The 14,711-nt window shown below is 41.4% G+C and carries 13 protein-coding genes; 10 read left to right on the top strand and 3 right to left on the bottom strand.

Features of this window, described 5'->3' with window-relative positions:
- Positions 1–48: 48 nt before the first annotated feature.
- Positions 49–759: a class I SAM-dependent methyltransferase gene (locus ACEXOE_RS02590; protein WP_394747167.1), complete on the bottom strand. Its 711-nt coding sequence runs from the start codon at positions 757–759 to the stop codon at positions 49–51.
- Between the two features lie 115 nt (positions 760–874).
- On the opposite strand from ACEXOE_RS02590, the gene ACEXOE_RS02585 reads away from it, so the two are divergent.
- Together ACEXOE_RS02585 and ACEXOE_RS02580 are read left to right on the top strand one after the other, a co-directional pair.
- Positions 875–1,369 (top strand): YkgJ family cysteine cluster protein, encoded by a 495-nt coding sequence (locus tag ACEXOE_RS02585; protein WP_394748485.1) that lies wholly within the window; start codon positions 875–877, stop codon positions 1,367–1,369.
- A gap of 49 nt (positions 1,370–1,418) precedes the next feature.
- Positions 1,419–2,243, top strand: coding sequence for a sterol desaturase family protein (locus tag ACEXOE_RS02580; protein WP_394747166.1), 825 nt, complete (start codon positions 1,419–1,421; stop codon positions 2,241–2,243).
- Positions 2,244–2,252: 9 nt separating this feature from the next.
- Here ACEXOE_RS02580 and ACEXOE_RS02575 read toward each other — a convergent pair whose 3' ends face one another.
- Positions 2,253–3,515, bottom strand: coding sequence for an exo-beta-N-acetylmuramidase NamZ family protein (locus tag ACEXOE_RS02575; protein WP_394747165.1), 1,263 nt, complete (start codon positions 3,513–3,515; stop codon positions 2,253–2,255).
- A gap of 3 nt (positions 3,516–3,518) precedes the next feature.
- Between ACEXOE_RS02575 and ACEXOE_RS02570 the strand changes: the two genes are divergently transcribed.
- The 5 genes from ACEXOE_RS02570 to ACEXOE_RS02550 all read left to right on the top strand — a co-directional run bounded on the left by ACEXOE_RS02570 (position 3,519) and on the right by ACEXOE_RS02550 (position 9,081).
- Positions 3,519–4,760, top strand: coding sequence for an ABC transporter permease (locus ACEXOE_RS02570; RefSeq protein ID WP_394747164.1), 1,242 nt, complete (start codon positions 3,519–3,521; stop codon positions 4,758–4,760).
- 90 nt (positions 4,761–4,850) lie between these two features.
- The gene (locus ACEXOE_RS02565; protein WP_394747163.1) at positions 4,851–6,212 is read left to right on the top strand and encodes a pyridoxal-phosphate dependent enzyme; all 1,362 of its coding nucleotides are present in this window, start codon (positions 4,851–4,853) and stop codon (positions 6,210–6,212) included.
- Positions 6,213–6,301: 89 nt separating this feature from the next.
- Positions 6,302–7,597, top strand: a complete 1,296-nt coding sequence (locus ACEXOE_RS02560; RefSeq protein ID WP_394747162.1) for a M20/M25/M40 family metallo-hydrolase — start codon at positions 6,302–6,304, stop codon at positions 7,595–7,597.
- Between the two features lie 4 nt (positions 7,598–7,601).
- Positions 7,602–8,375 (top strand): aldose epimerase family protein, encoded by a 774-nt coding sequence (locus ACEXOE_RS02555; protein ID WP_394747161.1) that lies wholly within the window; start codon positions 7,602–7,604, stop codon positions 8,373–8,375.
- 73 nt (positions 8,376–8,448) lie between these two features.
- On the top strand, positions 8,449–9,081 hold the full coding sequence (locus tag ACEXOE_RS02550; RefSeq protein ID WP_394747160.1) for a Crp/Fnr family transcriptional regulator: 633 nt from the start codon (positions 8,449–8,451) through the stop codon (positions 9,079–9,081).
- Between the two features lie 40 nt (positions 9,082–9,121).
- Here the strand turns inward: ACEXOE_RS02550 and ACEXOE_RS02545 are convergent, their stop codons facing one another.
- The gene (locus ACEXOE_RS02545; protein WP_394747159.1) at positions 9,122–10,672 is read right to left on the bottom strand and encodes a long-chain-fatty-acid--CoA ligase; all 1,551 of its coding nucleotides are present in this window, start codon (positions 10,670–10,672) and stop codon (positions 9,122–9,124) included.
- Between the two features lie 252 nt (positions 10,673–10,924).
- On the opposite strand from ACEXOE_RS02545, the gene ACEXOE_RS02540 reads away from it, so the two are divergent.
- The 3 genes from ACEXOE_RS02540 to ACEXOE_RS02530 all read left to right on the top strand — a co-directional run bounded on the left by ACEXOE_RS02540 (position 10,925) and on the right by ACEXOE_RS02530 (position 14,710).
- Complete coding sequence (locus ACEXOE_RS02540; RefSeq protein ID WP_394747158.1) at positions 10,925–12,205, top strand: hypothetical protein; 1,281 nt, start codon at positions 10,925–10,927, stop codon at positions 12,203–12,205.
- Positions 12,206–12,248: 43 nt separating this feature from the next.
- Positions 12,249–12,902, top strand: a complete 654-nt coding sequence (locus tag ACEXOE_RS02535) for a hypothetical protein (RefSeq protein ID WP_394747157.1) — start codon at positions 12,249–12,251, stop codon at positions 12,900–12,902.
- Between the two features lie 74 nt (positions 12,903–12,976).
- On the top strand, positions 12,977–14,710 hold the full coding sequence (locus ACEXOE_RS02530) for a SulP family inorganic anion transporter (protein ID WP_394747156.1): 1,734 nt from the start codon (positions 12,977–12,979) through the stop codon (positions 14,708–14,710).
- Position 14,711 lies beyond the last annotated feature (1 nt).

Raw genomic sequence — 14,711 nt, 5'->3', positions numbered from 1 at the left:
TTATTAGATGGACCGTTAATGATTATAACGATAAAAGAGCAAGGTCTATTATCCTTTCCAAGTAATTTTTGTTAAATAGTCGTAATGATTTCCCTGGCTTACAAGTTCACAGGTTAAATTGTTGTGAATGGCCGCCCTTTGTAAGGTGTTGAAATCCAGATATAACCAAGGGAATGGAGCGCTCTTTTCGCTCTTGTATTCCATAGTGAAAATCACTTCTCCGTAGTAATCCACGGTATCTGGAATCCAATAACCCCCGTCATCATCCGTGTCAAACATATAGATAATATCACTGGAATCCAACAGGATTTGTCCGCCCGGAAGCAGAAGGGATTTTAAGTGCTGTAAGAAGCTGTCCAAATCTGCTAAGCGTCCTGCCAATCCTATACCATTCATCAACAATAAAAGCGTATGGAATTTTTTTCCGGAATAGGTGAGAACAGTGGAGTGCACTACATTGGTAAGTCCACGTTGTTTGCACACTTCAACCGCTCCTTTGGACTGATCTAGAGCGGTAACCTCATATCCCTTTTCTTGTAGGTATAAACTATGACTCCCTGCACCACATCCAATATCCAAAACGGTACCTTGGCACAAAGCAAGGGCCTGTTGTTCCAGAAAGGGCATTTCTTCGTAGGATCTAAAAAGATAGGGCAAGGGAATGTTATCTTCTTCTTCAAGGGAGGAGAAGGTCAGGATGTCCTGGTCATAATGGCCCAATTGATAGTCCAATAGTGCTTTCCCAAAAATATCGCCCATTCTACTTGTATTTACGCTGCAAATGTGAGACTTTTAAACTACTTAAAAAAAGGAAGATCGGCATAAATTATTTTGAGATGGCACAGAACCTATGAGTAGTACAGGAAAAGAAGACATGACAAGTTTTTTGAAGACTTTGCCAAAAAAAGCTAGAGAGAAAGCAAAGGAGAACAAGAAGTTTTTTGCCAAGTTAAAAAAGAAACCCCCGAAAAATTTAGATTACGTCATGCAAGAATTGCATGAAGAAGAATTTGAACGCACGGACTGCTTGGAGTGCGGAAATTGCTGTAGCACTACGGGACCCTTGTTTACCCGTGCCGATATTGAGCGAATCTCAAAGCATTTGCGTATAAAGCCACAAAAATTTATCGCCACTTATTTGAAGGTCGATGAAGATAATGATCATGTATTGCAACAAGTGCCTTGTGCTTTTTTGGGAGAAGACAATTACTGTTCCATTTATGAGGTGCGTCCCAAGGCCTGCCGAGAATTTCCACATACTGATCGTAAAAAGTTTCAGCAAATCAGTCATTTAACGCTAAAGAATGTCGCTATTTGCCCTGCAGCCTACCGTATTGTAGAACGTATGAAACAGCGAATAAAACCCTAAGTTTTTCTTTTAATTTGATAAAACGAAGTTGAAGGATTATCTTGTGGGAATGGAAACAATAGTACAATATTTTGAAACCATACCTCCAACCCATAGAAGCCTTATTTTGGTTTCGGGAATTACCTTTTTCTGGTTGTTGGAGTATGCCGTTCCCTTATTTAAGTTTGACTACAGAAAATTTAGACATGGCGGACTAAATATCTTTTTTACCCTCACTACAGTAGTTGTAAACTTTTTTCTCGCTTTTTTGTTGTTAGAGAGCAGTGATTGGGCAGTGGCCCAAAATTTTGGGGTGCTACAATGGTTGTCCATGCCTTTATGGGCCAATATTTTAGTTGGGGTTTTATTGTTGGATCTCATTGGTGCCTGGCTAGCACATTGGGTACAGCATAAGATTAAAGTATTATGGGGGTTCCATATCATACATCACACAGATGGTCATGTAGATACTACAACAGCCAATAGACATCATCCGGGAGAAAGTGTCATTCGCTTTGCATTTACCTGTTTAGGCGCTGTTCTTGTGGGTACCCCAATAGGTGTCATCATGATCTACCAATCTTTGTCTGTTGTTTTTTCGCAGTTTAATCATGCCAATATTGCTCTTCCCAAAAAACTGGATGACATCATAAGTTGGATCATTGTATCGCCCGATATGCACAAAGTGCACCATCATTATATACTGCCTTATACAGATTCCAATTATGGTAATATTTTTTCTATTTGGGATCGTCTCTTCGGAACCTTCTATAAAATGCGAAACGAAGATATTGTCTATGGCGTGGACACACATCCGGACAGAAAAGCAAATACCAATATTGGGGCATTGCTCAAAATCCCATTTGAAAAGTATCGCACTGTTCCCAAGGAGTAAAGCGTATTCTTAATCGTACAGAAGATATTTGGCTCTAATGACTTTGAACGCATTAATATCTTCTTGCCATGAGGCTTTGATTGCCGCTTCTGAAAGTCCCTCCTCCAATTGTTGTTGTAATTTGGTAGTTCCGGCGTGTCTGGTAAATCCGGCAGTCTTAAAAAAAGCATCGCGCTTGGTGGAATTTTCATAGGCATCCTGTATCCATGCCAAAGAAATTTCATTCATTTTTGGTGTCTGCGATAAATCCTTCCCGTAGGCACGTTTGCCTTCTTCTTTGGGATATTTGGATCCAAAATTGGGTTTTGGAGTATAGGTAAAATCATACTTTAAACTATCTAAAAAGGAAGCGCCATAGCGTTGAAACTGTTGTTCGGTTCCTCTTCCCGCATTGACGGTAGTGCCTTCAAAAAGCCCTAAACTGGGATAGAGATTAATGGCAATATCATTGGGTAAATTGGGGGATGGACGTATAGGAAGATGGTAACTGCGTGTATGGGAGTAATTTTTTAATGGAATTACCGTGAGATCTACGGTCTTGGCATTAGCTAACCATCCTTCTCCATTGAGCATCTTGGCATACTCCCCAATAGTCATCCCATAAACCAAAGGAATAGGGGTCATCCCTAAAAAATTAGTATGTGCTTCCTCCATGGTAGGGCCATCGATATAATGTCCGTTGGGATTGGGGCGATCTAAAACTATCATGGGAATGTTGTTTTCTGCACAAGCTTCCATGACCAGTTGTAAGGTAGCAATATAGGTGTAAAATCGTACGCCTACATCCTGAATATCAAATAAGATCAGGTCCAAACCTTGGAGTTGTTCCGCTGTAGGTTTTCTATTTTTGCCATGTAAGGAGAGCAGAGGTAACCCGGTTTTGGCATCTACTTCATCCTTTACTTTTTCACCCGCATCGGCCCTTCCCCGAAATCCATGCTCTGGGGCAAAAACTTTCTTGATTGTGATATGGTGCAAGAGCAGGGAATCTACCAAATGGGTATATGGTTTTATGCTTTCCTCTACATCTTTAGGGTATTTAAAAATTACACTGGTCTGATTGGCTACAATGCCTATTTTTTTTCCTTCCAGTAGCGGAAGGTATGCCGCGGTGTTGTTGGCTGCTACAATAATTGGAGCCTGGGGTGCGGCCTTCTGGGCGCTGGATGTAGGTTCCTCATTTGTTTTTTGGCCTTTTGTAGGGTTTCCACAGGAAGCGCCTATTAAAACCCATAAGAAAACTGTACTTTTGAAACTGGATAAAAACGCCATCGATTGAATTTAGAATTTTTTATAGCAAAACGCCTGATTAAAGGTAAGGAGCATAAAATTAGCATTTCCGCACCAATAATAAAAATAGCCATTATGGCTATCGCCTTGAGCATTATTATGATGCTGATCGCTATAGCGGCGGGCGTTGGCCTTAAACACAAGATTCGAGAAAAAGTAGCTGCCTTTAACGGACATATCCAAATTCAAAATTACGATAATAACGCCTCTAATGTATCTGTAGCTCCTGTATCTCTGGAACAAGATTTTTATCCCGAATTTACTACAGTAGATGGCATTTCCCATATACAGGCCATAGCGAGCAAGGGAGGGGTGATCAGAACAGAAAAAACCTTTAGTGGCATTATCGCCAAGGGGGTGGGGAAAGATTACAATTGGGATGCATTTCAAGAATATTTGGTCGAAGGACGACTGCCCGATTATAGTGGGGAACTCAATGAAGAGGTATTGCTTTCCCGACTTATGGCTAGTAGTCTACAGCTAAAATTGGGAGATTCGTTTTTTTCTTTTTTTCCAAAGGAAGCTGACATTTCCAAAGCACCCAACAATCGTAATTTTACTATCGTAGGAATTTACGATAGTGGATTTGAAGAGTTTGACAATACCCTCGTTTTTGTAGATATACGGCATATACAGCGCATGAACAGATGGGGAGAGAATCAAGTAGGACAATTTGAAGTGTTTCTTGATGACTTCGATGCCATTGAGGAGAAGACAAATGAAATTCACGGAAAAACCCTGTCCACTTTGGATACCTGGAATATAAAAAATAAGTATTTCAATATCTTTGAATGGATCGGCCTTTTCGATATTAATATTGCCTTGATCATTGGCATCATGATCATTGTAGGGGGCATTAATATGATCACCGCGCTTTTGGTTTTGATTCTGGAACGCACACAAATGATCGGAATTCTTAAAGCCTTGGGCACTTCCAACTGGAGCATTCGAAGCGTATTTATTTACAATGCCGTATACCTTATTGGCATTGGACTGCTATGGGGCAATGGGATAGGATTGACCTTGTTGTGGTTGCAGCATAAATTTAGAATATTCAAGTTTGCCAACCCTCAGGAATATTATATTGACTATATTCCTATCTATATTGATTTTCCTATGGTACTGCTGCTAAATAGTTGCGTGTTAGTGCTCTGTAGTTTAATGCTATTGGTGCCTTCTTATATTATTAGCGGTATAACCCCTGTAAAGGCTATAAAGTTTGAGTAAACCGCCTTTGGTGTTCCTCTTTTTAAATTCCCACAATTTTTTAGTAGGCTAACCCTATTTATCCTCAGGGAACTTTTATCTTTGTGCACGATGGAATACGCGAATACTATTTTGGAAACCATAGGGAATACGCCTTTGGTAAAATTGAATACACTGACTGCCGAACTGCCCTGTTTGGTGTTGGCAAAATACGAAACTTTTAATCCTGGGAATTCGGTAAAAGACCGTATGGCACTACAGATGGTAGAAGATGCTGAGGCTGCCGGTATTCTGAAACCGGGAGGAACGATCATTGAAGGAACTTCAGGGAATACGGGAATGGGATTGGCCCTGGCCGCTGTGGTCAAGGGGTATAAAATGATTTGCGTGATCAGCGATAAACAATCCAAGGAAAAGGTAGATATTTTGAAAGCTGTGGGCAGCGAAGTTCATGTGTGTCCTACCGATGTAACTCCAGAAGATCCCAGAAGCTACTATTCCACGGCGAAAAGGTTGTCCAAGGAAATTCCCAATTCGTGGTATGTTAACCAATATGACAACCCTTCGAACACCAAAGCGCATTATCAAAGTACCGGGCCGGAGATTTGGAAACAGACCGATGGAAAGGTAACACATTTCGTAGTTGGTGTAGGAACGGGAGGAACCATTTCAGGGGTTGGGTCTTATTTAAAAGAACAGAATGAAAATATTAAAGTATGGGGCATTGATACCTACGGCTCCGTATTTAAAAAATATCATGAAACCGGTATTTTTGATGAGAATGAAATTTATCCCTATATCACAGAGGGAATAGGGGAGGACATTCTGCCCAAAAATGTGAATTTTGATGTCATAGATGGTTTCACCAAAGTGACTGATAAAGATGCTGCCGTATATACACAGCGTTTGGCTAAGGAAGAAGGGATGTTTCTTGGAAATTCGGCAGGTGCGGCTGTAAAGGGCTTATTGCAGTTAAAGGAACATTTTTCCGAAGAGGATGTAGTCGTGGTTTTGTTCCATGATCATGGAAGTAGATATGTTGGTAAAATGTTCAATGACGATTGGATGCGTAGCAGAGGATTCTTGGACGATGAGGTGACCAAAGCTGTGGATTTGATCAAAGATCATTTGGATTTTCCACTAGTAACGGTAAAAACCGAGGAACTGGTACAACACGCCATTACCCGCATGAAAAATAATAAGATTTCCCAAATTCCAGTGGTAGATACTGAAGGATTTGTCGGCTCTTTGGACGAAGCTATTTTATTCCGTGCGATCATGGAGGATGGCGATATTACTTCTAGACCCATTAAGGAAATGATGCAGGCTCCTTATCCTATTGTAGACAGGAACACGCCTATTGATGAAGTGGCCAAATTGATCAATAAAGATGTTCAGGCCGTACTTGTGGACTTGGGTGATGGTGCACATCATATTATCACCAAATACGACATCATTAGTGGCTTGCACTAGAGAAGATGCTTTGTAGAGGGTATTGAAAAATACTGTGTCTTTGGGCTTAGGAACACATATATTGTATTTACGAATAATAAAACTGGAATATGAAACGGATATACCATTTGCCCCTATTCATTTTTTGCCTCTGTCTAAATACGGTAATAGCTCAAAAATTATCGCGTACCGAGAAAAGAATCATCAAGACCGTAGAGCAGAACAATGGGGAGGCCATTGGCTTTTTGGAAAAAGTGGTCAATATCAACAGTGGAACCCTTAATTTGGAAGGTGTAAAAGAAGTTGGTGCAGTTTTTGGTGATGCCTTTGAACAGCTTAATTTCAATACCACATGGATCGACCTTTCAGAAGTAAAGCGTTCAGGACATCTTTTTGCCGAAACCCAAGGCAAAAAAGGGAAGAAATTATTACTTATAGGACATTTGGATACCGTTTTTGAGGAAGATAGCCCCTTTCAAAAATTTGAACGTATCAATGATAGCATTGCCCATGCTCCAGGAGGCAATGATATGAAGGGAGGCAATGTAATCGTATTATACGCCCTAAAAGCCTTACATGACAATGGATTGCTTAAAAACGCCCAGATTATTGTGGCTTTCACAGGAGATGAGGAAAGTACAGGGAAACCCTTGAGCATTAGTAGAAAAGATCTTATCGATGCTGCCAAACGCAGTGACGTGGCTTTAGGGTTTGAAACATCAACAGGGTTCAACTATGCCACGGTGGCACGGAGAGGTGCTTCGGGTTGGGCTGTTGAAGTTACCGGAAAACGGGCACATTCCTCCGGTGTTTTTAGTGAACGTACAGGCGCTGGTGCCATTTTTGAGATGTCTAGAATTCTCAATGCCTTTTATGATGAAGTACGGGGAGAAGAATACCTTACTTTTAATCCGGGCGTAGTCCTAGGAGGGACTTTTGTGGATTATGACCCTGCTACTAGTAAAGGAACTGCATTTGGAAAAAGTAATGTGGTTTCCCAAACAGCAACTGTAAAAGGGGGATTGCGTTTTATTTCAGAAGAACAAAAAGAAAATGCCCGAGCCAAGATGCGGGAAATCGTAACTCAAAATTTACCGCATACTTCAGCGACCATTAGCTTTACAGATAGTTATCCGGCTATGGGACCAACAGAAAGAAACAAAGCCTTATTGGCACAATTAAATCAGGTGAGTCTCGATTTGGGAGATGGGGAGGTCCTTGGATATGACCCTGGGAAAAGAGGCGCTGCAGATACCTCTTTTGTTGCCAAATATGTTGCCTGTTTGGATGGTTTGGGAACTATGGGGAATGGCGCGCATACGCCCAAGGAAACCGTAAACCTCAAGACCATTGAGTCCTTGACCAAGCGAACGGCTTTATTGATCTACAGACTCATCAATCAATAGGGATATGATTACATTACAAGCATTTGGACAGTATGTAGGTGTTGATTCAGGAGAATTGATCAGTTACAGAAAGGAAGGGCATGAATACATTCATCAAAAAGGAAGTCCGGGTTGGCGAAGTTCCGATACCGAAATGTTTCCGATTATAGGCCCTACACAAGAAGCAGCTTTTAGAGTAAAAACACCTAAAGGAACTGCCGTTCAGGACCAACATGGGTTGTTGAGGGAATTGGAGTATCGCCTAGTTGATAGTTCTTCCACAATGGCTGTTTTTGAAAAAGAATATAGTGCGGGCACAGCAGTTAAGAACTCCAAATATCCTGAAAAATCATCGGAAGCGACATTGGAATGGCCTTATGATTTTCGTTTCCGAAAACACTTTGTATTAGGGGAGAAAGGCCTGGAAATACATTTTGAAATTGAGGCGAAAGAAGAAATGCCCTTTATGTTGGGGTATCACCCTGCCTTTAAACTCTATACGGAAAAGCCGCTCGTGCTGGCCAATGACAAGGAAATAAGTTTAGCCTCCGTATTGGCCGTAGGAAATAGAGCTTTTCAGCTTGCCCACTGTACCAGCATTGGTCTTAAGGATAAAAAAGAACTGCAGATTGTTACCGAGGGATTTGGGCATTTTATGCTATGGACCGAAGTGCCCAATATGATTTGTATAGAGCCTATTACATTTTATCCCTATGCGGTAAGTCAACAGGATTTGCATCAAGGCTTTCAGCATACAGGAGAAATTTTAAAGACCTTTAAAGTTTGTCTGTTCCCTTGAGTTAGAGGAGCAACCCGTAGCACTAGAGCAAATGATATATAGCATGGCTTTGTAATTTCAATGATAAACCCGTATGAAAGAGACCTTAAAAGCACAGTATGGATACCTTTTTGAACCTGAGTTATTACAGGAAATAGAACAAATTGGAACTTTGATTAAGGCAAAACAGGGCCAGGCTTTAATGGATATTGGAGATACCATTACGGCAATGCCTCTCTTACTGCAAGGTGCCATAAAAATACTTCGGGAAGATGATAAAGGAGATGAATTGTTGCTCTATTTTTTGGAACAAGGAGATACCTGTGCCATGACGTTTTCCTGTTGTTTGGGAAATTCTATAAGCAAAATTAGGGCCGTAGCAGAGATGGATACGGATGTACTTATGATTCCGGTACAACAGATGGAGTTGTGGATGGGAAAATACAAGAGTTGGCAAAACTATATTTTGGAGAGCTACCATACCCGAATGATGGAATTATTGGAAACTGTGGATACCCTTGCTTTTCTAAAAATGGACGAACGACTTTTAAAACACTTGCAGGATAAGGCCAAAGTAACCCATGATGATATGATTCATGCCACGCATCAGGATATTGCCTATGATTTGCACACTTCCAGAGTGGTTGTTTCCCGTTTACTAAAAAAGATGGAACGGGAAGGAAAGATCGAATTGCATCGCAATCAAATCAAAGTACTGGAATTGTAGGAGTGAAAGTCGTACGGTAATTTCAGTACGAACACCTAATTCATTCTTTTTTTCGCAATTCTTTTTTCAAAATTTTTCCAGTGGCACTCATGGGAAGATTCGGCATGAATTCAACAATACGCGGATACTTATAGGAAGCAATTTGTCCCTTGGTCCAGGCCATCAATTCTTCTTCAGATAAGGCACTTCCTTTTTGTAGCACTACACAAGCTTTGATTTCCTCCCCTAATTTTTCGTGGGGAACCCCAATGACGGCCACTAAAGAAATGGCATCGTGTTTCATCATCACTTCTTCAACCTCCCTGGGGTACACATTGAGCCCTCCGCGAATGATCAGATCCTTGGTGCGATCCACAATATAGAAGAAGCCCTCCTCATCCTGCACCGCAATATCTCCAGAATGCATCCATCCACCTCGGAGCGTTTGTGCATTAGCTTCCGGTTTTTTGTAGTAGCCTTTCATTACATTATGGCCGCGATATACAAGCTCCCCTTTTTCTCCTACAGGGACGTCTTGATCATTTTCATCTACTAATTTTACTTCAACACCCCATACCGCTTTGCCGATACTGCCCGGTTTCCGACCTATATCCATTTGATTAAAGGTCACTACCGGGGATCCTTCGGACATCCCATAACCTTCTAAAATGGGAACCTTGAATTTCTGCTCAAAACCTTCCAGTACGGCTATGGGGAGCGATGCTCCTCCTGAAACACATATCTTTAGAGGGGCGGCTATAGCTTCCAGGTCGAATTCAGTTCCAGGATAGTTGAGCAGGGCCCAATACATGGTAGGAACCCCTGCGAAAACCGTAATCTTATGATGGAGCATGAGTTGCAATACCGTAGCGGCTTCAAATCGGGGGAGCAATATATGGGAAGCTCCTTTATAGATGCCCGCATTCATTAAACAAGTCATACCGAAAATATGGAATAAGGGAAGCACTACTAAGAGTTTGTCCGTATAATGCGTGCTAAAGATATCACTGGAGAGAATGGCATTTTGTAAAAGGTTGGAGTGCGTTAATTCTGCCCCTTTAGGCTTTCCCGTGGTGCCCGAAGTATAAATAATGATCGCGGTATCTTCGGCTTGTGTAGGGTAGGTATTTGCTATAGGTAGCTGTCCCTGCATCAAACTTCCCAAGGTATGGGTACCTGGAATGGTACTGGCATCTGAAGCTTGGGGCGTGATCATGTAAAAATGTTCACAATCCGGAGCTTTTTGAAAACCGGCATAACCTTCTTCGCCCATGGGTAAGGCTTCGGTTCCGGAGAAACAAAAATAGGCCTTGGCGTCCGAATCCTTTAAATGATAAGCCACTTCGTCCCGTTTCAATAATACACTTAAGGGAACAATGACGGCACCAGTTTTTAAAATACCGTAATAAATCATTGGAAAGTAGGGCAGATTCAGACAGCTCAACGCAACTTTATCTCCGGCCCCTATTCCAATGGCATTTAGACCATTGGCGATTTGATTGGCGGCGGCATTAAGTTGTTCATAATTAAGTTGGGTTTCTCCAAAAACAAAAGCTTCTTTGTTGGCATAGCGTCGGGCACTATCTTCTAGAAGTACAGCAAGATTTAGCATTATATGGGATATTTAGCGTTTAAAACTAGTATGGATTGCTCGCAGTAACGGCAAAGGCTTTCTAAAATAACAATTTTTAGATCAAATTTCAGGAAATGCCCATAATCATTCTAACACAAATTTGCCTTAAGGTATAACCTAAGCTGATGAAGGCTTTCCTTTGACCCCAAAAGAGTGAAGTATTCCATGAAAACAGGATTAAAATGTGGTAGATCTTATTTATATTCGTGAATGGCTAGAAAACAAAAAATCATGGTACGGATTCAAAAACGCTTTTTGAATGGGAAACACATTTTATTCCTAGGACTTTTTCTTCTTTGTATAAGCGGGATAAGGGCACAGCAAACCCAGACCGATAGTTATACCCGTTATGAGTTGTTAGAACCGGGAACCCAATCTTTTCGTATTATTTATGATGTTAGTGCTACGACGCCAGGAGCAAAATACTATTGGAATACGCTTCGAAAAGGAAGCGAACATCAGGTACAGGCGGTATGGGATATCTATTCGGGAGCGAAATTGAAGTGGAAAATTGTTTCTGGAAAAGAGGCAAAGAAAAACGGACTGGCCCAGGCCGCCGAAGACACGGAATACCTTCAGATAGCCTTGGCCAGACCTGTGCCAAAAAATGGAGAAAGCAGATTGCGTATTGATAAAACCTATCAAGACGGAGCTAGTTATTTTTCAGAAAACGGCAGTATTGTGTTTTCCAGAACATTGGGGATAAAGCGAAATAGCGTTGTCTTGCCTAAAAATTATGAGCTCACCCATTGCAATTATCCCGTTCAGGTACAACTTACCAGTGACGCTAGAATAAAACTTAGCTTTTTAAATAGACGAGCGCAGGCCGTGCCCCTTGTTGTTAAGGCGAAACCCCTACCGCAAGGAGTTACGGTTAAATTTTCTAAAGAAGAAACCTATGAATATGACGGTTCGGGACGAGCTCGAAATACTTCTAAAGCGCGAATTGGCTGGGATTTTGAAGAACGTGCTTTTCAAAATCGGGAAATTGTATATTTCTTACAACAGCCCGAAACGCACTCTTTTCGATTATATCATGATTATACGGAATCGAGATTGGGTGTAGATCGTTATTTGAATATCGTTAGAAATGGCAGTAAGGCAACCGATCCTTCGGCCGTGATATTGGATACGGGAGAGTCATTGAAAGTGGAGTCCTTGAAAGGAAAAGAAATTACAGCAAAAGGAATTACACTGAATATTGAAATCAATGCCGATACGGAAGTAGTTGCCATTTGGTTCGACCCTGTTCAGGAAGGAGAGTCCAAACGCTTGCGCATCACAGAGACCTATACAGATGCCAATAGGTATTTGCTGCATAACGATCAGCTGATTTGGGATCGGACTTTTGGACGAAATCGAAATGATGTGGTACTGCCTTCCGGATGGTTTTTGACCACGAATTCCATTCCGGCAATTATTGACCAAACCCCTGAAGGACAAACGATATTAAAGTATGTCAATGATCGCCCTGATGCCATTGAAGTATACATAAAGGCCCAGCGGAAGTAGTGAAGGAGAGAAACTTCGTTTAAAAATAAACCAAACCAAAACAATGAAACTATATCAAGCTCAAATAGTTCAGGATCTAAGGGCATTTTATGGAGATATACTTTTACCGGCAACAACCTACACCTCAGTGTATGATTATTTAAATGGTATTACTACTAGAATGTGGGAAGGATTCCAAGCGCGGAATGCGGCAATAGCAGTTGAAATTAACAATTACCATCCTTCTTATCTGGGATGGCCCGTTCCCGAAATTTTTGCTTTAAACTTTACACTGGCCGATTGTAAGCATACGGTGGCCAATCAATATGGATTTGCCGACTGGACTATCGTAAAGCAACAAAATCAATCTTATGATCTTGAATTTGAAACTGCAGTAAATAACCTATTGGAAGGGAATTTGGAAGGTTTGGAAGGGCAACTAAAAGCAGCGCCCCAACTGGTTAACCATCGTTCTCAGTTTGGACATCGTGCAACTTTGTTACATTATGCGGGGAATAATGGCGTGGAATTATGGCGACAACAGATTCCGCATAATTTGGCCGAAGGGATTCGTCTATTGCTACAATATGGGGCGGACAAAGAAGCTACAATGCCGGTTTACGGAGGGCAATTTACCACCGAACAACTATTAAAAACCAGTGCTCACCCCAATGATTGTGGATTAATGGGGGTGTTGTCAGCGGCCTTTGAAGATTAAAGTGCGCACAACAAGAGAACCCTTGGGTAACTTTGGTTACGTTGGGTTCATGGATTTAATCATAAATTTGAGCAATGCAACAATTTTTTCCGATCATATCATGGCTGCCCAAGTATAGAAAAGCGGATTTTTCCAAGGATCTAGTCGCTGGGATTACCCTGGGTATTATTCTCATTCCTCAGGGAATGGCTTATGCCATAATAGCAGGAATGCCACCAGTATACGGACTTTATGCGGCTGTTTTTCCATTGATCATGTATGCCATTCTGGGGACTTCCAGACAATTGGCGATTGGACCCGTGGCAATGGACTCCCTTTTGGTGGCTGCCGGTTTGGGGACTTTGGGAATAACCGGCTTGGAAAACTACATTGCTATGGCACTTCTTTTATCTTTTATGGTAGGTGCCTTTCAGTTAGTGTTGGGCATATTGCGCATGGGATTTCTCGTAAACTTTTTATCTAAACCCGTGATTAGTGGATTCACTTCAGGAGCTGCTTTGATTATTATGTTCAGTCAATTGAAGCACTTAACGGGGACGCAGATAGAACGAAGCAATCAATTTCATCAATTGGTGGTGAATGCCTTTGCCGAATTGCCCAAAACCAATAGCTACGATCTTGTGATAGGTCTTCTAGGTATTGCATTGATCGTTGGCCTGAAGCAGTGGAATCGAAAAATTCCATCTATCCTGTTTGTAGTTGTTCTAGGTATTCTAGCCGTGTATTATCTAGATATGACTGCACAAGGAGTTCAGATCGTTGGTAAAATCCAAAGGGGTTTGCCCAGTTTTAAAATGCCAGATTTTGAAGTCCAAGAAGTATTGGATTTATGGCCTATTGCCCTTACCTTGGCGTTGGTGGGCTATATGGAAGCTATCTCCATTGGCAAAGCCCTTGAGGATAAAAGTGGTATAGAAACCATAGATGCCAATCAGGAATTGGTGGCCTTGGGCGCTTCCAATATGTTGGGGTCCTTTTTTCAATCCTATCCGGTTACGGCCAGCTTTTCCCGATCAGCAATTAACGGGGAATCCGGAGCTAAAACACCTTTGGCAACGCTCTTGAGCGTGGTCATGGTTATAGTTACCCTCTTGTTCCTAACACCCTTGTTCTTTTACCTTCCAAAGGCCGCCTTAGCTTCGATCATTATGGTATCTGTATTTGGATTAATCGATGTAGCCTACGCAAAGAACCTTTGGAAACATCGAAAGGATGAATTTGTGGTTTTGGTGTTCACTTTTTTGATTACCCTTTTTGTGGGAATAACAGAAGGAATCCTCATTGGGGTGCTCTTTGCCTTATTATTGATGGTCTATCGCACCTCCAAACCTCATTTTGCCGTATTGGGAAACATAAGAAATTCGGACTATTATAAAAACGTCAATCGTTTTGGAGAGGAGTTGATTATTCGAGATGACCTGCTCATTGTACGTTTCGATGCCCAATTGTATTTTGGCAATGCCGCTTTTTTTAAAAAACAACTTTTTAAACACATACGGGAAAAAGGAAACCCATTGAAAGGGATTATTTTAAATGCGGAAGCCATCAATTATATCGATTCCACAGCGACAAAAATGTTGATAAAACTAATCCATGATATTCATGCGCAAGGATTACAGTTTTATGTGGCCGGAGCAATAGGCCCCACAAGAGATATTATATTCAACAGCGGTATCATCAATGTGTTGGATCGGAAGTTTTTGTTTGTAAAAACGAAGGAGGCGGTCGCCTATTTTGATGATCCCACATCGCTGTCCGACCTTCAAGGAAAAGTAGCATATCAAAATCAAATTGAAAGTAAGGTGTAAC

Source organism: Spongiimicrobium salis (assembly GCF_043678055.1).
Lineage (GTDB): Bacteria > Bacteroidota > Bacteroidia > Flavobacteriales > Flavobacteriaceae > Spongiimicrobium > Spongiimicrobium salis.
The sequence above is the reverse complement of the archived record's forward strand: the minus strand, read 5'-3'. Positions and strand labels throughout refer to the sequence as shown.

What these genes read in the sequence shown, in the direction of transcription:
- ACEXOE_RS02590 (WP_394747167.1), bottom strand. Translation starts at nt 759, where the DNA reads ATGGGCGATATTTTTGGGAAAGCACTATTGGACTATCAATTGGGCCAT.
- ACEXOE_RS02585 (WP_394748485.1), top strand. Translation starts at nt 875, where the DNA reads ATGACAAGTTTTTTGAAGACTTTGCCAAAAAAAGCTAGAGAGAAAGCA.
- ACEXOE_RS02580 (WP_394747166.1), top strand. Translation starts at nt 1,419, where the DNA reads ATGGAAACAATAGTACAATATTTTGAAACCATACCTCCAACCCATAGA.
- ACEXOE_RS02575 (WP_394747165.1), bottom strand. Translation starts at nt 3,515, where the DNA reads ATGGCGTTTTTATCCAGTTTCAAAAGTACAGTTTTCTTATGGGTTTTA.
- ACEXOE_RS02565 (WP_394747163.1), top strand. Translation starts at nt 4,851, where the DNA reads ATGGAATACGCGAATACTATTTTGGAAACCATAGGGAATACGCCTTTG.
- ACEXOE_RS02560 (WP_394747162.1), top strand. Translation starts at nt 6,302, where the DNA reads ATGAAACGGATATACCATTTGCCCCTATTCATTTTTTGCCTCTGTCTA.
- ACEXOE_RS02555 (WP_394747161.1), top strand. Translation starts at nt 7,602, where the DNA reads ATGATTACATTACAAGCATTTGGACAGTATGTAGGTGTTGATTCAGGA.
- ACEXOE_RS02550 (WP_394747160.1), top strand. Translation starts at nt 8,449, where the DNA reads ATGAAAGAGACCTTAAAAGCACAGTATGGATACCTTTTTGAACCTGAG.
- ACEXOE_RS02545 (WP_394747159.1), bottom strand. Translation starts at nt 10,672, where the DNA reads ATGCTAAATCTTGCTGTACTTCTAGAAGATAGTGCCCGACGCTATGCC.
- ACEXOE_RS02540 (WP_394747158.1), top strand. Translation starts at nt 10,925, where the DNA reads ATGGTACGGATTCAAAAACGCTTTTTGAATGGGAAACACATTTTATTC.
- ACEXOE_RS02535 (WP_394747157.1), top strand. Translation starts at nt 12,249, where the DNA reads ATGAAACTATATCAAGCTCAAATAGTTCAGGATCTAAGGGCATTTTAT.
- ACEXOE_RS02530 (WP_394747156.1), top strand. Translation starts at nt 12,977, where the DNA reads ATGCAACAATTTTTTCCGATCATATCATGGCTGCCCAAGTATAGAAAA.